Source organism: Shinella sumterensis (assembly GCF_004514425.2).
Taxonomy (GTDB): domain Bacteria; phylum Pseudomonadota; class Alphaproteobacteria; order Rhizobiales; family Rhizobiaceae; genus Shinella; species Shinella sumterensis.
In genome coordinates this window covers 327,201-345,999 of record NZ_MYFN02000003.1, presented here as the reverse complement: position 1 = coordinate 345,999, position 18,799 = coordinate 327,201, and the positions used below count along the sequence as shown (strand labels likewise).

Below are 18,799 nucleotides of genomic sequence, written 5' to 3'. Positions count from 1 at the left end.
GTGATGACGGCTCAGACTGACTTGATGCCTGCCGCGCGCGCCGCATTTTACTTTCGTCAGATCGGCGTGTTGACCGTCGGGATGGTGGCGGTCTTGCCGACCTGCCGCTCGCGCCAGATGACATAGAGGCCCGAGCCGATGATGATGGCGATGCCGAGCCACTTGATGGCATCAGGCAGATGATCGAACACCCACCAGCCGAGCACTGTCGCCGAGACGATCTCCAGATATTGCAGCGGCGCGAGCGTCGAGGCCGGCGCGGAGCGGTAGGCATAGACCCCGAGCACGCCGGCAATGGTGGCGGCGATGGCGGCGCCGGCAATGTAAAGCGTGTTCTTGAGGTCCGGCATGACCGGGGTCAGAATGCCGATGCCGAGGCTGTTGCCGACGGCAAGCAGCAGGCCGGCGAACAGCGCACCCCAGAAGCCGGCATAGAACTGCATGGACCAGGGATCCTCCTTCTGGGCAACGAGCCGTGTCAGCAGAAAGAAAAGGGCCAGCGAGAACGCCGCGACGACAGGCATCAGCGCGATGAGGCCCACCTCCTGCAGGCTGGGCCGGATGACGAGCAGCGAGCCGAAGAAGCCGACGGCGCAGGCCGTGTAGCGCCGCCAGCCGATGGTTTCCTTCAGCACGATCGACCCGAGGATCGTCAGGATGATCGGCTCGACGAAGAAGATGGCAATGGCATCCGCCACCTCCATGACGGCGAGCGCCGTGACGAAGCTGATCATGGTGATCGCCATGAGCAGGCCGCGGGCCGCATGCAGGCCCATCTTGCGCCAGGTCACATCCAGCAGGGTGCCGCGCATCAGGCAGATCGGTGCCAGCACCACCATCTGGAAGAGCAGGCGCACGAAGGTGATCTCGGTGGCCGGCACGGCGGTGACGGCGAGCTTGGCGAAGATATCGATGACAGGGGACACCAGCACCGAGAGAACCATGAGGAAGAGGCCGAGGCTGACCTCGTTGCGCAACGGCATTACAGCAGACGTGCTCATGCGGCTTCGGGGCTCCGGCGCTTGGTCTCCGCCACGCGCCGGCACCAGCCGGCAAAGGCGTCCACGGCCGGGTCGCGCAGGAGCGCAATCTCGTTCAGCGTCTCGTGGCGCATGCCGGGATAGACTGTTGTCGTCACGTCCTCAAGCCGCGATTTTTCAAGTCGCGCTGCGAAGGCGCGCGTCGCCTTGCCGTTCTCCGTCGCCGGATCCTCACCGCCGCCGACCAGGTGGATCGGCAGGGATTTCGGCAGGCGGCCGAGCCCTTCGGCGGACGCATCGGCGAAGGTGACGGCGAAAATGTCGAGCCACATCGAGACATTCACATCGAAGCCGCAGAGCGGATCGGCGATATAGGCATCCACCGCGGCGGCATCGTGCGACAGCCAGTCGAAGGGCGTGCGCGCGCCGGCGATGCGCTTGCCCCAGGCGCCGAAGGTGAGGCGGGGCAGGACGCCGCTCGGCACATCGGACCCCTTCAGCATGCGCTCCGCGGCCAGCACGACCTGGGCGACCCGCCCGGCCAGCCCCGGCTCCAGGTTGGAATTCCACACGGCCAGCGCATCGATATCGCCGGGACGCGCCTCGGCATAGGCGAGCGCCAGCAGGCCGCCCATGGAGTGGCCGAACAGCACGACGGGCAGGCCCGGATGCCGGCCGATGGCCAGGTCGCGGACCGCGCGCATATCCTCCAGCACGCGGTCGACGCCGTTCTTCGGCGCGAACTGGCCGCGCGGCGCATCGCGCGCCGTCGTATGGCCGTGGCCGCGATGATCGTGTGCATAGACATGGAATGCCTCGTCCGCCATGCGCGTCGCGAAGGCGTCATAGCGGGCGCTGTGTTCGGCAAGGCCGTGGCTCAGGAGCAGGATGCCGCGCGGCTTGCCGCGCGCCGGCGCATGGCGAAGCGCAAGCGTCGCACCGCTCGGGCTGTTGAGCGTCTGGACTTCGGAAAACACGGCCATTCCTCCCGTTTGTCTAGAGGTCAACGTGATTTGCGCAGGAAAGACAATGGGATGCGACGTGTATTTTCGCCGATGCTCGCGTTTATCGCGATTTTCATTCTCTGGGGTTGCATTTTCATGATTTTTGGTTGCATATGATCTTGTTTTGTTCTCATAAGGGGAGCCCGTCATGAAGACGATCGTCGCCTTGCCTGTTCAGGCCGCATTATCCCTGTTCATCGCCTGCCTTCTGGTTTTCGCGCCGGCCGCCGCATGGGCGCAATCCGCGCCCGCAAAGGGCGGCACGCGAGAGGTCCTGTCCGTCGGCTGGCAGGCCGGCTATTGCGCGGCGCGGCCGAAGAGCAAGGGCTGCATCGGGTTTTCGGCTTCCACTGGAGCGGCGCAACGCTTCTCGCTGGTCGGCCGTTTCCAGCCGCGCAAGAGCTATTGCGGCGTCGAGGCCGGGCTGGCGCAGAAGGCAAAAAAGGGGACATGGACCGATCTGCCCGAGGTCACGCTCGCGTCGGCGACCAGAGACCGCCTCACGGCCGCCATGCCGGCCGTGCGATCCGGTTTCGACCGCAGGCTTTGGCTGAAGAGCGGCAGCTGCGTCGCGGTATCGGCGGAAGCCTATTATGCCCGGTCGCTGGACCTGCTCGACCAGCTCAACGCATCACCGGTGCTGGCGGTCTTTGCCGGCAAGGCCGGCGGCACGGTCACGCTGGCGGAGGTGCGCAAGGCCTTCGATGCCGCCTTCGGCTCAGGCGCCGGCGAACGTGTGCGCCTGACCTGCCGCAAGACCGGCAACCGCACCGTGGTCACCGGCCTGACCATCGGCATCGCGGCCGGCGAGGGGGCGCTTCCAGCGCTGATCGCAGACGCCAAGCCCACGACGTCGCGGTGCACGGAGGGTTGGACGGGCGCGGCGACGGCCGACAGGGCGGCCCTGCAATAGACGCCGGCCGATCGCATGGGCCTGTATGCGCTGGCTTCAAGAGATTGCCGCGGGCGGATAATTCGCCTACATAGCGGGCAAATTTGTCCGACCCGGAGCGCGTTTGCATGGCACGTCAATTCATCTATCACATGTCGGGGCTCAACAAGGCCTACGGCGCCAAGAAGATCCTCGAGAACGTCAACCTGTCCTTCTACCCGGATGCCAAGATCGGTATCCTCGGTCCCAACGGTGCGGGTAAGTCGACCGTTCTGCGCATCATCGCCGGCAAGGACAAGGAATATACCGGCGAAGCCTGGCTCGCCGAGGGCGCGACCGTCGGTTACCTCGAGCAGGAGCCGCAGCTCGACCCGGCCAAGACCGCCTTCGAAAACGTGATGGAAGGCGTGGCCGACAAGCAGGCCGTGCTCGACCGCTACAACGAACTGATGATGAACTATTCCGACGAGACGGCGGACGAGGGCGCCAAGCTGCAGGACATCATCGACAGCCAGAACCTCTGGGACCTGGAGCAGCAGGTCGAGATGGCGATGGAGGCCCTGCGCTGCCCGCCGAAGGATGCCGATGTCACGGTGCTGTCGGGTGGTGAACGCCGCCGCATCGCGCTCTGCCGCCTGCTTCTGTCGCAGCCGGACCTGCTCCTGCTCGACGAACCGACCAACCACCTCGACGCCGAAACCATCGCGTGGCTGGAAAAGCACCTGCGCGACTATCCCGGCGCCGTGATGATGATCACCCACGACCGCTACTTCCTCGACAACGTCACGGGCTGGATCCTGGAGCTCGACCGCGGCCGCGGCATTCCCTACGAGGGCAACTATTCCGCCTACCTGCAGGCCAAGGCCAAGCGCATGCAGCAGGAGTCGCGTGAAGAAGCCGGCCGCCAGAAGGCGCTGTCGCGCGAACAGGAGTGGATCGCCTCCAGCCCGAAGGCCCGCCAGGCCAAGTCCAAGGCCCGTATCAAGGCCTATGAGCAGCTGGTCGATGCCGCTGAGAACATCCGGCCCGGCGACGCGCAGATCATCATTCCGGTCTCCGAGCGCCTCGGCAACGTCGTCGTCGAGCTGGAAGGCATCAAGAAGGGCTTCGAAGGCCGCACGCTGATCAACGACCTGTCGATCAAGCTGCCGCCGGGCGGCATCGTCGGCATCATCGGGCCGAACGGCGCGGGCAAGTCGACGCTTTTCAAGATGATCACCGGCCAGGAGCAGCCGGATGCGGGGTCCATCCGCATCGGCGACACCGTCCATCTCGGCTATGTCGACCAGAGCCGCGACACGCTCGACCCGAACAAGACCGTCTGGGAGGAAATCTCCGGCGGGGCGGAAGTCATCAAGCTCGGCAAGTTCGACATGAACAGCCGCGCCTATTGCGGCGCCTTCAACTTCAAGGGCGGTGACCAGCAGCAGAAGGTCGGCAATCTCTCGGGCGGCCAGCGCAACCGCGTACACCTCGCCAAGATGCTGAAGGCCGGCGGCAACGTGCTGCTGCTCGACGAACCGACCAACGACCTCGATACGGAAACGCTGGGTGCGCTGGAAAGCGCGCTCGAAAGCTTCGCCGGCTGCGCGATCATCATCAGCCACGACCGCATGTTCCTCGACCGTCTCGCAACGCATATCCTCGCCTTCGAAGGGGATGGCCATGTCGAGTGGTTCGAAGGCAACTTCGAGGACTACGAGCAGGACAAGGTCCGCCGCCTCGGTCCCGATGCGCTCAATCCGGGCAGCCAGGCCTACAAGCGCCTGACGCGCTGAGCCTGCTGCCGCCACGTTTGAAAAACCCCGGTTCGCCGGGGTTTTTCTTTGCCGCCGATAATGGGAAGATCGGTATCCCGGCGGCTTGCCGCCAGTCCTGCGATGATCAACGGCGGGGCGGGGTTGCGCGGGACAGGTTCCTGTCGATTGGCTCTTGCAAGCAGCGGGTTAATCACATAAACATATCTTTATGTCTTGATTGGAAAAGCCATGGGCGACGCGCAGAAACTCGGACTTGATGACATCGTGGAGATCCTGAAGGCCGCCGGCGAGCCGACGCGCCTTCGTCTGCTTGCGCTGCTTTCCCATGGCGACCTGACCGTGACGGATCTCACCGACATTCTCGGCCAGTCCCAGCCGCGCATCTCGCGTCACCTGAAGCTTCTCGCCGAAGCCGGGCTTGTCGATCGCTATCAGGAGGGGGCATGGGCCTTCTTCCGGCTCAGCCAGGGCGGCGCGGCCGTGGCGCTGGCGCGCCAGCTGCTTGAGACGGCCGATGGGGCGGACGCGGTTCTGGCGCGCGACGACGAGCGGCTGCGGGTGCTGAAGAAGGTGCGGGCCGACAAGGCGCAGGCCTATTTCAGCCGCAACGCGGCCGACTGGGACGCGATGCGTCGCCTCCATGTCAGCGACGCGGAGGTGGAGGCGAAGCTTGCCGCGATGATCGGCACCGAGCCGGTCGATGCCTTCCTCGACCTCGGCACCGGCACGGGCCGCATTCTCCAGCTGTTCGAAGGGCTCTACCAGCGCGGCGTCGGTGTGGATGCCAGCCGTGACATGCTGGCGGTGGCGCGGGCCAATCTCGACCGCGCGGGCATCACCAAGGCGTCCATCCGCCACGGCGATATCTTCAACCTGCCGCTCGAGCGCGACGAGTTCGATGTGGTGACGATCCATCAGGTGCTGCACTTCCTCGAGGAGCCGGAGGCGGCGATCGCGGAAGCGGCGCGCATGCTCGCACCCGGTGGCCGCCTCGCCATCATTGATCTCGCGCCGCACGGGCTGGAGCACCTTCGGAACGACCATGCCCATATTCGCCTCGGTTTCTCGCACCAGATCCTTGCCGACTGGCTTGAGAAGGCAGGGCTCGCCGTCGAGGAGATCGTCGATCTGAAGCCCGCGCATTCGGCCGCCGATGCGCTGACCGTGACCATATGGCTTGCCCGCGACCGGCGTGAACCGGCGGCCGGCAAGATCGCCATCCGCAGAAGGAGTTGACATGACCAAGGCGACCGACAATGCCTCCCGCGGGCCGTCCCGCAGCGACATCCGCCTGTCTTTCGAGTTCTTCCCGCCCAAGACGGCGGACGCGGAAAAGCAGCTCTGGGAAACGGCCACGCAGCTTTCGGCCTATGAACCGGCCTTCCTGTCGGTGACCTATGGTGCCGGCGGCTCCACCAAGGTGCCGACGCTGGCGACGGTGCGCCATCTGCTCGGGATGGGGCTGCCCGCGGCCTCGCATCTCACCTGCGTCGGCGCGACGAAGGAAGAGGTCAACGCCGTCGTTGCGGAGTTCCAGGCCATCGGCGTCAAGCATTTCGTGGCGCTGCGCGGCGATCCGCCGGGCGGCGTGGGCACGGCCTACCAGCCGCATCCGGGCGGCTATGCCAATGCGGCGGAACTGGTCGCCGGCCTGCGCGGCCTTGCCGATTTCGAAGTCTCCGTCTCCGCCTATCCGGAAAAGCATCCGCAAAGTGCCGATGTCGCGGCCGATATCGACATGCTCAAGCGCAAGGTCGATGCGGGCGCCACGCGCGCGCTGACGCAGTTCTTCTTCGACAACGACCAGTTCGAGCACTACCTGGAGCGCGTGCGCCGGGCGGGCATCACCATTCCAGTCGTGCCGGGCCTGCTGCCGGTGCACAATCTGGCGCAGGTCCAGAAATTCGCAGGCATGTGCGGCGCCACGGTGCCGGCCTGGCTTGCCGAGCGCCTGTCGCCTGTCGACGACAAGCCGCAGGAGCGCACGGCCGTCGCCGTCGAACTTGCCGTGCGCCAGCTTGAGGATCTCATTTCGCGGGGCATCGACGAGTTCCATTTCTACACGATGAACCGCGCCAATCTCGTCTCCGCGGTCTGCGACGGCGTGGGCCTTGCGAAGGTCGACCGCCGTCCGGCTGCCGGCGCCGCGGCCTGAGCAAGCGCCGCCTCATTCCCCGAAACGAAAAATGCATGGCACCGTCTCCGGGCCATGCATTTTTTCAAAAGGTTCCGGCAGGGATTTCTTGTTGTCGCCTGCCGCTCTGGTTGCGCTTGATCGCCTCAGATGAAGATCATCGTTGCGACGAAGAGGAATGCTGCACTGATCATCAGAACATTCAAGGAATGTGTGAGTCCCATGGCGACCTCCTTGCGTTAACGGTTCGATATTACGACCGAAAAAACCGGATTGAAAAGGTGTTTTGTTGCTGCGATGCAACATCGGTCCTGCGGCAGTCGGTTATTCACAGGCCTAACATATTGTAATTTATGCGCAAAAGCACTCGCCACAAAAAATTCACAATCCCTACCAAATGACGAATGCCGGCAATGTTCATTTACCAGTGTGGCGCAACCGTGGCGTCGAAGGGCTGCGTATTTCGCAAAAACGGTGCTGAAAGCCCTTTGTTCCCCGGGGGTATTAACGTTTTGGAAACCGGGCGAGCAGGCGGCCGTCGAGAACCACGAGGCCGAGCAGGACCAGCGCCATTCCCAGCATTCCGAGCGGCGTCAGCCGTTCGCCCAGGAAGACGGCGCCGAGCAGGATGGCGCTGGGCGGCACGAGCAGGGTGACGAGAGAGGTGTTGGTCGCGCCGGCCGCCGCCATGATTCGGAAGAACAGGATGTAGCCATAGGCCGTGGAAAGGAGCGCCAGCGCCAGAACGGCGAGGATGGCGCCGGTTGGGGGCAGGGGAAGCTGCCAGGGGGCGTCGAGGGCGAGCGAGACCGGCAGCATGAGCAATGTGGAGGCCGTCAGCTGCCCGGCCGCGATGACCGGCGGGGCGGTGCCGCGGAAACGCTTGCCGTAGGTCGCGGCGAAACCGTAGGACACGGCGGCGAGCACGGGCAGGACGACGGCCCAGAGCGGCGGGCCGCTGTCGCCGGTGAACGGTGCGAGCGCACGCGGGCCGATGAGGACGGCGGTGCCGGCAAGGCCGATCAGGCACCCGGCGATCTTTGCCGGCGACAGCTTTTCGTCCGCGGTCATCCGGTTGGCAATCAGCACGGTGAAGATCGGCGTCGTCGCGTTGAGGATGGAGGCGAGGCCGGCGCCGATCTGCGTCTGGCCGAGAAAGATCAACATGTGCGGCACGGCGTTGTTGATGAGGCCGAGCAGCAGGAACGAGCGCCAGCGGGCGCGCAGCGTGGCGTAGATCGAAAAGCGGCCGGCGATGTAGATGTGCAGGGCGACGGCGGCGATGGCCACGCGCAGCAGGACCAGCGTGGCCGGCGGCACGTAGGGCACCGCGACGCGCGCGAAGAAGAACGAGCCGCCCCAGATGAGGCCGAGCAGGCTCAGGAGCCCCCAGGTGGCCGCAGACATGCGTGTCGAAGCCGTTGATGCCTGCTGTGCCATCGATTGTTCCAGGTGCCGGGACGAGAACGAAGCGGCGCTGCCGGGATGGGCCGGCAGCGCCGCTCAGGTCTTGCAAGTCCTAGCGCAAGGGATGGCGCTGCGCCACCCGATTTCGTCAGAGTGCGGCCAGCAGCGCGGGCGTCGCCCAGCCATCGGCGGGCATGCCGAGGCGCAGCTGTTCCTTCTGGATCGCCGCGCGCGTGCCGGAGCCGAGAATGCCGTCGATCTTGCCGACATCGTGGCCATGGGCCTGGAGCTTCGTCTGAAGCTCCTTCATGGCGTCTTCGGACAGGCCTTCCTCGGGCGTGCCTCGCTCATAGGGCGGGGCACCGGCCAGGCGCGTGGCGAAATAGGCCGCCGACGTCGTGTAGATGAAGGACTGGTTCCAGGCGAGGTAGATGTTGAAGTTGGGATAGGTGATGAAGGCGGGTCCCTTGCGGCCCTGCGGCAGCACGAGCGAGGCTTCGAGATTGCCGAAGGCGGTATCGCCGTCGCGCGGCTTCACGCCGAGGGCGAACCAGTCCGACGCCTTCATGCCCGGCTGAAGGCCGGTCTTCTCGAAGGGCAGGACATCGGGAACGGATACTTCCTGAATCCAGGGCTGCCCCTTCACGAAGCCGAGATGCTGGATGAACTTTGCCGCCGTCAGGATGGCGTCGGGCGCGCTCTGCTTGACATTGACGTGGTTGTCGCCGTCGCCGTCCACCCCGAACTCGATGATATCCTTCGGCAGCATCTGCACCTGGCCGATCTCGCCGGCCCAGGCACCCGTCGTGCCGTTCGGGTCGAGGTCGCCGTGGCCGACCATCTCGATGGCGGCGATGAGCTGCGGGCGGAAGAGTTCGGGGCGGCGGCAGTCATGCGAGAGCGTGACCAGTGCGTTGCGGGTGTTGAAATCGCCCTGCACCGCGCCGAAGTCCGTTTCCATGGCCCAGAAGGCGGCGATGACGGGGCCGGGCACGCCGAATTCCTGCTCGGCGCGGCCGAACACGGCCGCAAGGTCGTTCAGCTTCTTGCGGCCGATATCGAGGCGCGACTGGCTGACCGTGCGCTTGGAGAACTCCAGGAAGGTCTGGCGGAAGACGCCCTGCGCGCGGTCGCGCGACAGGACCTTCTGGTCGATGGCGGCGCCGGCAAGCGCGCGGTCGGCCACGTCGGCGGAGACACCGCGCGTGAGCGCTTCGGCCTTCACGCCCTCCAGGAAGGCGCCGAGATCGCCGCCGCAGGCCGCTGCCGTCTGGGCCTGCGCGCCTCCGGCCAGCAGGAAGGCCGTCAGGCTCGCCGCGAGTGTCGTCTTCAGGTTCTGCCGCATCTGGTGCTCCTTGAGTGCGCTGCCCTTCTCAAACATAGGGCTGTAACATAGGGCCGGCTGTCTCAGATGAATGTGACGGAAGCAAGAAGAAAAAGGCAAGCCCGCAGGCTTGCCGCGATTTCCATTGTGCGTGTTGCGCGCTCAGCGGGAAACGGAGGCGACCCACTTGTTCCAGTTCTTCGCGGAACCGGCGAAGACGTTGATATCGGTGTTGCCGGAAATGCCGGGCACGACGCCGGTCGAGGTATATTGCCAGAAGGCCCATTTGCGCGCGGGGTAGATGTTTTCCGGGTGGTTGGCGACGGAGCGCAGCCAGAAGTGATAGCCTTCGAAATGGCCGACGAGATTGTCGCGGTGGAAATCCACGGTCGTATAGATGATCGGCCGCTTGCCGTAGTGGGCTTCGAGACGATCCATGAAGCGTTTCAGCACCGTGCGCACCTCGTCTGCCGGCGGCCGCAGCTTGCAGGTCGGTGAGGCGGCGTTCCACTCGGCGTCCAGCACCGGCGGAAGGTGCACGGCCTCCTTCGGCACATTGGCGATGAACCAATCCGCCTGCGCATCCGCCGTCGAGCAGAAATAGTAGAAATGGTAGGGCGCGTGGGCGACGCCCGCGGCCTTTGCGCCGCGCCAGTACTCGGCGAAGCGGCTGTCGAGACGATCGGTGCCTTCGGTGGCCTTCAGGAAGGCGAAGGAGACACCGCCGGCCTTGGCGGCGCGCCAGTCGATATCGCCGTTCCACTTGGAAACGTCGATGCCGTGGACTTCATGGCGATGCGGGTTGCGCGCGCCAAAATCCTGCGGATCCTTGTCCTCGAAGCGCGGTGGAACGGACGCGGTGACCCCGAGATCGTAGTCGGTGGTGGAGCAGGCTGTGGCGAGAAGGGCGAGCGGCAGGAGGGCCAGAATGAACCGACGCATGAGTGTCCCGTGGTTGCGCGTTTACCGATCCTGCCTCGAAAGGGGCGGAGCGTAAAGAGCAGCGCGCGAGACGGGTCAACGACCTATCGCATATCCTGGTAAAATTACGGTTAGCGGAACGTTAAGCCGGGGCGACGGGTCGCCCCGGCTTCAACCTCAGAACTTCATGCTGACACCCACCATGACGGAGTGCGTCTTGAAGTCGCCGCGCACGCCCGCCGCGTCGAAGACGTCGGACTTGCCGTAGTCGCTGTAGCGATATTCAACACGGCCGACCACGGAATCGGTGAAGGCCTGTTCGACACCGGCACCGATCGTCCAGCCATGGAGCGTGTCCTTTTCCCGAACGCCGGTCGTCTCGTTTTCCAGGGCGGCGTTGGTGAAGGCGTAACCGCCCGTGCCGTAGATCAACGTACGGTCGATGGCGTAACCGAGACGCGCCCGGACCGAACCGCCCCAGAGGGTCTCTGTCTTGAACGTATCGCCGCCAACGTCGAAGCGGTCGTCGTTGAAATCATGCTTCACGTCGGCTTCGACACCGTAGACGAAGCCGTTGTTGAAGAAGTTATAGCCGGCATAGGCGCCGACGGCCCAACCGTTGAGGTCATGGTCGAACAGGGACGCGCCTGTCGCGGCCGAGGAGTAATCGGCTCCGGTCCAGCCGTAGCCGGTGTTCACACCGACGTAAAAGCCGCCCCAATCGTAGACGCCGGCGACTTCCGTGATCGGCGTTTCCACAGGCGGTTCGGCGACCGCCATATCAGCGGCAAAGGCCGGCAGGGCGCCAGCGGTAACGATGATGCCTGCGGCACCGAGGATCATGGATTTCATGTAAGGGTCCTTCCCACTCTATGGTCGCGCGAAGCCCCGCACGCGAATGACAACACCCCCCAAACGCCTCACGGCCGGCTTGGTTCCGAGAAAAATTCTCCCCGTGAATTCTTGTGGTGCGGACGCCAATACACTCTTAACACTCTGTCATCCTTTGTCGGCTAGAACCGTCATGCGCCTCGATGTGGCTGGGCGCGTCTGTTGTCATGATAACAACGGTTTAGGGTGCATGATGTTCAAAACCTTGTCGCCAGGGATCGAGCGGCGCTATGCGCTGGCCGGATCGATCTTAGGTGCCTTCCTGCCAACAATCTGCCTGGTGGCGGATCACGTCACCCGAACCGAGACGCAGGAAAGCCTCTTCAACCTTTCGGCGCCGACCGCGACGGCGCTGGCGCTGATGCCCGTCTTTTTCGGGGTGGGATTCTACCAGATCGGCCGATCCAAGGCGCAGCTGATGCGCGAGCTCAACCAGCGGCGCCAGACGGAGCGGCTGTTGGCGCATGAGGCCCATCACGATCGCCTCACGGGGCTTTCGAACCGATCCTGTCTCGAACGCGATATCCTGGCCCTCGTTGAGGCGAGCGGAAAGGGCGCGCACGCTGCGCTGCTGCTTCTCGATCTCGACCGCTTCAAATTCGTCAACGACAGTCTCGGTCACGATGCGGGCGATCTTCTCCTGGCGACAATTGCCGGCCGGCTGACGCACGTGCTCTCCCCGGCTGCGCGGGTGTATCGGCTGGGCGGCGACGAATTCGTCGTGACGATCCCGGGTAGTCCTTCGCAGGGCAAGATCGAGGACGTCTGCCGCACCATCTGCCGCCTTTTCGATATGCCGATGGACCTGAAGGGGAAGCGCGTGACGAGCGGCTGCAGTATCGGGGTCGCGTTGATCGCCGATGGGAGCAGCACGGCAGCGGAATTGCTGAAACGAGCGGACGCCGCGCTCTACCAGGCCAAGGCCATACCGGGAAACAGCTACCGCTTCTTCGATGCGGCACTTGCCGCCGACATCGCGGCGGGTGCCGCCATCGAACGCGATCTCGCCCGGGCAATCGATGCGGAGGAATTCTTCCTCGAATACCAGCCGATCGTCGGCGTCGAAAGCGGTTCGGTCCGCGCCTTCGAGGCGCTGCTGCGCTGGCGGCACCCGCAGAAGGGGATCACCGTCCCCGACGCCTTCATCCCCGCCGCGGAGAAGACAGGCCTCATCCTGCCCCTGGGAAACTGGGTGATGCGCGAAGCCTGCCGTCAGGCCAGCGGATGGCCGGCCCCCACGGGTGTCGTGGTCAATGTGGCGAGCGCCCAGTTCCGCGACAGGGCGTTTGTGGATCATGTCATGCATTGCCTGGCCGAGACCGGACTTGCACCCGGCCGCCTCACCGTGGAGGTGACGGAATCGGTGTTTTCGACCGATGACATGGCCGTCCGCGAGGGGCTTCGCGCGCTGCGTGCCCACGGCGTTCGCGTCGCGCTCGATGATTTCGGCCTCGGCTTCTCATCGATCAACAACCTGCGCACATTCCCGATCGACCAGTTGACCGTCGACCGCTCCTTCGCCCGCGCGATGATGGAGAACAAGCGCGAGGCCGACCTCGTCGACATCATTCTCAAGCTCGGACAGGCCTTTCAGGTGACGACGACGGTGAAGGGTATCGAGTCGGAGGAGCAGCTCGACTTCATCCGCCAGCGTGGTGCTTCCGAGGCGCAAGGCTATCTGATCTCGGCGCCGGTGCCCGCATCGGAGGTACCTGCAATCCTTGCGAGGCCGAAAAGCCGGCTTTCGGCCTGACTGTCACGTCTTCGAAAGGTCTTTCCATGACGGTCAAATCCTGATTGTGTCCGCAATGAAAGGAGAGGCTGCATGAGACGATTCTACAGGCGTCTGGCCTGGACGATCTCCGCGCTCGCATTGTTCATGGCGGTCGCGGCGAGTTGGCTCATCGTTTCGCCGCCGGCACTGCTCAGCGTCGGCTCTGGCTATGCCGCCAAGATCGTCTGCTCCAACGCGTTCATCGCCGGCCGCGACCCGGTCGCTGTGTTGAACGAGGACGTGCAGGCGCCGGGCCATCCGCTGCTCAAGCTCATGCGGCAGGACGTCGATCTCCAGGAAAAGACCGTGACGACCCGGCTTCTCGGCCTTTTCGCACCCGGCTATGCCGCATGGCATGCGGGCTTCGGCTGCACGGGCGTGCCGGACGGCGACTTTCAGGCGGCGCGCCAGGCCGTCTCCGATGTGGCTCTTGCCTCCATTCCCGTGGGCGATCCGGCCATTGCTTGGCCGGAAGGCGAGGGCGTGGCGCAGGACGGGCGCATTGCCGCCCTGCTTGCCGATCCGGAACTGACAGGGCCCGGCATGCGGGCGGTCATCGTCGTGCATGACGGCCGGATCGTGGCCGAGACCTATGGCCCGGGCTTTTCGGCACAAACGCCGCTGCTCGGCTGGTCCATGGCGAAGTCGGTCAATGCCGCGCTCCTCGGCCGTCTGATGCAGGCGGGCGCGCTGTCTCCGCGGATATCAGGCCTGTTTCCGGAATGGCAGGGCGATGCGCGCTCCGCCATCACGATCGCCCAGCTGCTCGCGATGGAAAGCGGGCTTGCCTTCAATGAGAGCTACGGCTCCGTCACCGATGTCACGCGCATGCTCTTCCTCGAGCCCGACATGACGCGTTACGTCATCTCGCTGCCGATGCAGGCCAATCCGGGCGAGGTCTTCAACTATTCCAGCGGCACGTCGATGCTGCTGTCGCGTCTGTGGATGAGTGCGGCCGGCGGACGGGCGCAGGCGCTGTCCTTTCCGTCGCGGGCGCTGTTTGCGCCGCTCGGCATGGCGAGCGCGGTTCTGGAGCCGGACGAGACGGGCATCTTCGTCGGCTCGTCCTACATGTACGCCACGGCGCGCGACTGGGCGCGCTTCTCGCTTCTGCTGCTGAACGACGGGGTCTGGAAGGACAGCCGCCTGCTGCCCGCCGGATTCGTGACCGCCATGGCCACGCCGACGGAGGCCTCACGGGGCGCCTACAGCCATATGCAGACCTGGACGAAGGGGCCGGGCGAAAAGACCGACGCGGAATACGGCCTCCCGCCGGGCTCGTTCTGGATGCTTGGGCATGACGGCCAGTCGGCCGCCATCGTGCCGGCCCGCGGCCTTGCGGTGATCCGGCTGGGTCTGACGCCGTCGAAACTCGGCTATCGGCCCCAGCCGCTGGTCAGGCGCATCCTCGATGTGCTGGATGCGTCGGGCGCTAAGGCGGATCAGCCGCCGACCTGAGCGATCCAGTCGTTGAGGTTGTAGGTGTTGGTGATGCGCGCGACCTTGCCGTCGCGGATCTCGAAGAAGGCGCCGGCGGGCAGCACATAGGTCTGGCCGGTGGCTTCCGGCAGGCCCTCGTCCGTTGCAAGATACTGGCCGTTGACGACGAATTCGGCCGCACCGCGCGTGCCGTCCTCGTTCGACATGATGACGATGTCGGTCAGCGTTTCACGATAGCTGCGGTTCATGTGCGCCATGAAATCGCGGAAGGCGTCCTTGCCGACCTGACGTCCGCCCTGGTTGATATCGTGGACAACCTCATCATGCAGGAGGTCGAAGAAGGCCTCCATGTCCTGCCTGTTGAAAGCGTCGTAATAGGCGCGGATTGTCTCTTTTGCTGGCATGTCATCCCTCATATCTTTATCTCCTGGCCGAAGCCGCCCGACTTATAGCACTGTTCAAGCCTCTGGGAACATTCGCGTATCATGCAGATCAAGATTGTCCATGGCGATGCCGTGACGCCCCACATCGCCGACCTTGCCCGCCTGCGCATCGCCGTGTTCCGCGCCTTTCCCTATCTCTACGAGGGCAGCGAGGACTACGAGGCGTCCTACCTTGCGACCTATGCGAAATCGCCGGAAAGCCTGTTCGTGCTGGCGCTCGACGGGGACCGTATCGTGGGCGCTTCGACGGGCGTGCCGATGACGGATGCGTCCGGTGAATTCAAGGCGCCGTTCATCGATGCGGGCATCGATCCGCAGACGGTGTTCTATTTCGGTGAATCCGTGCTGCTGGACCGCTATCGGGGCAGGGGGCTCGGCGTGCGTTTCTTCGAGGAGCGCGAAGCCTATGCGCGGCGTCTGGGGCGGTTCGACTGGTGTGCCTTCTGCGCCGTCGAGCGCCCGGCCGATCATCCGCTGCGCCCGGCCGGCTATGTGCCGCTCGATGCATTCTGGGGCAAGCGTGGCTATGAGAAGCGCGCGGATCTGCGCACCATGCTGTCTTGGCAGGATATCGGCGAGGCCGAGGAGACCGAAAAGCCCATGACGTTCTGGCTGAAGCCGGCGCTCTAGCTTTTTGTTTTTTCGCATTGTCCGACGCCGAAGCGAACGTGCTTCGGCTGGAAATGCTCTAGGGCCGCTGCTTAGCGCAGGCCGGTCTCGTCAAGCAGGCCCTTGCGCTTGGCGTGATAGTAGTAGCCGGCCGCATAGAGGCGCACGGCGCCGTCATTCTTGTCGTCGGCGACCAGCCAGGCGCCGCGAAGGTACTTGCCGGCATATTTGATGTTGGTTTCGGCGTCGAACAGGCCCTCGGCCGGGCCTTCGTAGCCCATGCTCCTGGCCGTCGCATACTTGATCTGCATCAGGCCGTAGTGGCCGCGGTTATAGGCTCTGGGATTGTAGGTGCTTTCGCGCCTGACGACACGATGCAGGAGCGATTCCGGGATGCCGTAGAGGGTGGCATATTTGGTGATGATGTCGTCGATCGGCGTGCCGGACTTCCTGAAGGGCTGTTCGGCGCGCGGCACGACGAGGCCGGTCTGCGTGGTCAGCACCGCGTTGCTGATCGTCGGCTTGGCCAGCGGCACGATCTTGTGCGTCGCGACAAGCTGTTCCAGGCCTTCCGGCTCACCCGTGTCGAAACCGGGTTCCATGACGGAGACGCCGATGACCGTATCCGTCGCCTGCGGCATGTCGGCGACGGCGATCACGCCGCCATTCGTCTGGCCGGCAAGCGCGGCCGTCGCGGCGGCGGCACCGGTTACCGCTTTCGTCTCCGTCAGGGCGGAGACGGGGGCATTTTCCGTTACGCCTGCCACGGCGATCGGGGTCGGCAGCGCCATGGCGGTGTTTTCCGTGCCGGGCTTGGCGACGGGCAGGACGGCGTAGGCCACTTCCGTCGTCGCGCCGTCGGTGGCGGCAAGTTCCGTCGTCGTGGCTGTCGGCGTCACGGTCTTCGCCGAGGTCGCATCTTCGGCGACGCTGGCGCAGCCGGCGAGCGTCACGAGGAGGCCTGCACAGGCGAGCGCAGGGATGCGCGCCGAACGGAAAACGGGGGTATCAGCCATGATCGTCGTACTCGGTTTGCCGGGATGCGGGGCGCCGGAACGCCCCTGCTTTTGCAAATCAATCGGCCGTGGCCGTCAGACGCTCTTAACCGATCAGGCGCGATGCGGCAACCCGCCCGACCGGAACAGCCCTAGGCGGACGTCCGCTTGAGGCCTGCCGTCAGCAGTCCGGCGCCGATGAGCAGCGTCCCGCCCGTGCGGTTGACGACCTTCTGGACGGAGGGTTTCCGGATGGTTTTGCGGGCGGCCGCAGCCACCAGCGCATAGGTGAAGGCGTTGAGTGTCGCCAGCACGAGGAAGGTGATTTCGAAGATCACCATCTGCGGCAGGACGGGCCGGGAAAGATCGAGGAACTGCGGGAGAAAGGCGACGAAGAACACGATGCTCTTGGGGTTGAGCGCGGTAACGACATAGGTGTGCGCGAAGACGCGCAACGGCTTTTCGTCTGCGGGTGCTGCGGCATCCGCGCCCGCTGCGACCGGTGCGCGCCACAACTTGATGCCGAGCCAGACAAGATAGGCGGCACCGATCCATTTGAGCACGGTGAAGATCGCCGCGGAGGTGGCAAGCAGCGCGCCGAGACCGAGCATGGAGGCGGTCATGGCGGTAAAGTCGCCAAGGGCCACGCCTGCGACAGTGGCGCCCGCAGTGCGGCGTCCATGTCCCAGCGCGTAGGAAATGACCAGCAGGATCGTCGGGCCGGGAATGGCCAGCATGACGGCGGATGCGGCCGCGAAGGCCAGCCAATGTTCGAAAGACATGAAAAACTCCCCGGATCGATCTCGATCCGGGGAGCAAGCCATCGCCCGTTCGGGACGTCAAGCGGGTTTTAGGCGGCGGGCTTCCACTTCTGGCCGATCACGTCCATCACCTCGCCGAACCACTTGGCAGAGGTGTCGAAGTGCTTGCCGCCCTTGATGCGCGGGAACTCGATGGTGCGCAGCCGCCCGCCCTGGCCCTCGTCATGGCCGGTGACGCCCGAGACCTTGTTCAGCGCGCTCTCGACGGCAAGGTCGGTCATGCTCTGGATCAGGCGAAGATCGTCGCGGTTGGCCGGTGCCGAGCGGGCATAATAGCCCGACTTCTGCACCATGGAGCGCTCGGCGCCCAGGAGCGCTGCGAACTGCTTGGAGAACCAGTTGCCGACATTGATCGTGTCGATCTTCACATGGCCGAAGGCGTCACGCTTGACGGTCTCGCCGGCGGCTTCCCGTTCGGCGACGATGGCGTCGAGGCAGGCGCCTTCCGACACGAAGAGCGTGACGAAGCCGGTGCGCTCCATGATCGATTTCAGGCGCTCGGCCTCAGCGGCCAGGTTGAAGTCCATTTCCGGCAGGTAGAGGCCGTCGATGTTCTTCATCTGCGTATTCATCATGAAGCCGTCGACATATTCGTTGGCGCTGGTCTTCTGGATATAGGCGCGTGCGGTCGCGGCGGTGAGCCAGCCGCTGTGGCGACCCATCACTTCGTGCACCACGAGCGTCTTCGGCGCCGCGCTCTGCTCGTTGCTGACATTGTCGAAGAAGCCGGCGCCGACTTCGGCCGCCGTCCAGGCGCCGAGCGACTGGCGGATCGGAACGACATCGTTGTCGACGGTCTTCGGCAGGCCGACCACGGTGAGATTGTAACCGTTGGCGCCGAGATAGGCGGCGAGGTCCGCCGCCGTCGTGTTGGTGTCGTCACCGCCGATCGTGTGGAGAATGGTGACGCCGTCCTTGGCGAGCCGTTCGGCGGCAACGCGCAGCGGATTTTCGCCTTCCCTGACGAGGCCGCGCTTCACGCAGTCGGCGGTGTTGGTCAGCTTCACGCGGCTGTTGCCGATCGGCGAGCCGCCGTAGCGGTGCAGGAGAGGGGCCTTCTCGCGCATCTGCGGCGTGATCTCGATGCGATCGGCGAGCAGCAGGCCCTGGTAACCGGAGCGGTAGGCGATGAGCTCGATATCCGGCGCCACGTCGCTGTAGCGTTCGATGAGGCCGCCGACGGCGGACGACAGGCAGGGCGCGAGCCCGCCCGCGGTCAGCATTGCGACTTTCTGCTTGGCCATGATTCCTCCTCGGCTTCTGCACGTCTGGTGGGTTGGCGTTGCTCGTAGCGCAGAATCCCCTTCAAGGGAAACGGCGCGGCGAACTTATCCGCACTCCATGACGGATTGTCTTCATCGTCCACAGGCGTCGGCTCGGCGTCCATAAAATTCGGATGACCCA

The 18,799-nt window shown here is 64.8% G+C and carries 17 protein-coding genes; 7 read left to right on the top strand and 10 right to left on the bottom strand.

The window, feature by feature from the left end:
• Positions 1-56 precede the first annotated feature (56 nt).
• Together B5M41_RS08695 and B5M41_RS08690 are read right to left on the bottom strand one after the other, a co-directional pair.
• Complete coding sequence (locus B5M41_RS08695; RefSeq protein WP_134651153.1) at positions 57-1,001, bottom strand: DMT family transporter; 945 nt, start codon at positions 999-1,001, stop codon at positions 57-59.
• Complete coding sequence (locus B5M41_RS08690; RefSeq protein WP_134651151.1) at positions 998-1,957, bottom strand: alpha/beta hydrolase; 960 nt, start codon at positions 1,955-1,957, stop codon at positions 998-1,000. Before B5M41_RS08690 ends, B5M41_RS08695 begins: the two co-directional genes overlap by 4 nt.
• A gap of 175 nt (positions 1,958-2,132) precedes the next feature.
• Between B5M41_RS08690 and B5M41_RS08685 the strand changes: the two genes are divergently transcribed.
• The 4 genes from B5M41_RS08685 (at position 2,133) to metF (ending at position 6,791) form a co-directional block, all read left to right on the top strand.
• A complete protein-coding gene (locus B5M41_RS08685) occupies positions 2,133-2,897 on the top strand; it encodes a ribonuclease (RefSeq protein ID WP_134651149.1) in 765 nt (254 codons plus the stop codon).
• Between the two features lie 107 nt (positions 2,898-3,004).
• On the top strand, positions 3,005-4,654 hold the full coding sequence (gene ettA / locus B5M41_RS08680) for an energy-dependent translational throttle protein EttA (protein WP_134651147.1): 1,650 nt from the start codon (positions 3,005-3,007) through the stop codon (positions 4,652-4,654).
• A 210-nt stretch (positions 4,655-4,864) separates the two neighbouring features.
• Positions 4,865-5,872 (top strand): ArsR/SmtB family transcription factor, encoded by a 1,008-nt coding sequence (locus tag B5M41_RS08675; RefSeq protein ID WP_134651145.1) that lies wholly within the window; start codon positions 4,865-4,867, stop codon positions 5,870-5,872.
• A 1-nt stretch (position 5,873) separates the two neighbouring features.
• Entirely contained in the window at positions 5,874-6,791 is a 918-nt protein-coding gene (metF, locus tag B5M41_RS08670; RefSeq protein WP_134651143.1) for a methylenetetrahydrofolate reductase [NAD(P)H], read from the top strand.
• 483 nt (positions 6,792-7,274) lie between these two features.
• Here metF and B5M41_RS08665 read toward each other — a convergent pair whose 3' ends face one another.
• The 4 genes from B5M41_RS08665 to B5M41_RS08650 form a co-directional block, all read right to left on the bottom strand.
• On the bottom strand, positions 7,275-8,210 hold the full coding sequence (locus B5M41_RS08665; protein ID WP_134651141.1) for a DMT family transporter: 936 nt from the start codon (positions 8,208-8,210) through the stop codon (positions 7,275-7,277).
• 115 nt (positions 8,211-8,325) lie between these two features.
• On the bottom strand, positions 8,326-9,522 hold the full coding sequence (locus B5M41_RS08660) for a lytic murein transglycosylase (RefSeq protein ID WP_134651139.1): 1,197 nt from the start codon (positions 9,520-9,522) through the stop codon (positions 8,326-8,328).
• Positions 9,523-9,663: 141 nt separating this feature from the next.
• Complete coding sequence (locus B5M41_RS08655) at positions 9,664-10,443, bottom strand: glycoside hydrolase family 25 protein (protein ID WP_134651137.1); 780 nt, start codon at positions 10,441-10,443, stop codon at positions 9,664-9,666.
• A gap of 156 nt (positions 10,444-10,599) precedes the next feature.
• Positions 10,600-11,274: an outer membrane protein gene (locus B5M41_RS08650; RefSeq protein ID WP_160869519.1), complete on the bottom strand. Its 675-nt coding sequence runs from the start codon at positions 11,272-11,274 to the stop codon at positions 10,600-10,602.
• Between the two features lie 232 nt (positions 11,275-11,506).
• Here B5M41_RS08650 and B5M41_RS08645 point away from each other — a divergent pair, with 232 nt between their 5' ends.
• Both B5M41_RS08645 and B5M41_RS08640 read left to right on the top strand, forming a co-directional pair.
• Positions 11,507-13,066, top strand: coding sequence for a putative bifunctional diguanylate cyclase/phosphodiesterase (locus tag B5M41_RS08645; RefSeq protein ID WP_167719113.1), 1,560 nt, complete (start codon positions 11,507-11,509; stop codon positions 13,064-13,066).
• Positions 13,067-13,138: 72 nt separating this feature from the next.
• Entirely contained in the window at positions 13,139-14,545 is a 1,407-nt protein-coding gene (locus B5M41_RS08640; protein ID WP_134649591.1) for a serine hydrolase domain-containing protein, read from the top strand.
• Here B5M41_RS08640 and B5M41_RS08635 read toward each other — a convergent pair.
• Entirely contained in the window at positions 14,530-14,931 is a 402-nt protein-coding gene (locus B5M41_RS08635) for a ketosteroid isomerase-related protein (protein WP_134649590.1), read from the bottom strand. The two genes, B5M41_RS08640 and B5M41_RS08635, sit on opposite strands and share 16 nt — an antisense overlap.
• Before the next feature lie 81 nt (positions 14,932-15,012).
• Between B5M41_RS08635 and B5M41_RS08630 the strand changes: the two genes are divergently transcribed.
• Positions 15,013-15,600: a GNAT family N-acetyltransferase gene (locus B5M41_RS08630; protein WP_134649589.1), complete on the top strand. Its 588-nt coding sequence runs from the start codon at positions 15,013-15,015 to the stop codon at positions 15,598-15,600.
• A 71-nt stretch (positions 15,601-15,671) separates the two neighbouring features.
• Here B5M41_RS08630 and B5M41_RS08625 read toward each other — a convergent pair whose 3' ends face one another.
• From B5M41_RS08625 to B5M41_RS08615, 3 genes are all read right to left on the bottom strand, one after another.
• A complete protein-coding gene (locus tag B5M41_RS08625) occupies positions 15,672-16,595 on the bottom strand; it encodes a lytic transglycosylase domain-containing protein (RefSeq protein ID WP_134649588.1) in 924 nt (307 codons plus the stop codon).
• A gap of 131 nt (positions 16,596-16,726) precedes the next feature.
• Positions 16,727-17,356: a LysE family translocator gene (locus tag B5M41_RS08620; RefSeq protein ID WP_134649587.1), complete on the bottom strand. Its 630-nt coding sequence runs from the start codon at positions 17,354-17,356 to the stop codon at positions 16,727-16,729.
• Positions 17,357-17,424: 68 nt separating this feature from the next.
• On the bottom strand, positions 17,425-18,639 hold the full coding sequence (locus B5M41_RS08615; RefSeq protein WP_134649586.1) for a pyrophosphate--fructose-6-phosphate 1-phosphotransferase: 1,215 nt from the start codon (positions 18,637-18,639) through the stop codon (positions 17,425-17,427).
• Positions 18,640-18,799: the final 160 nt, after the last annotated feature.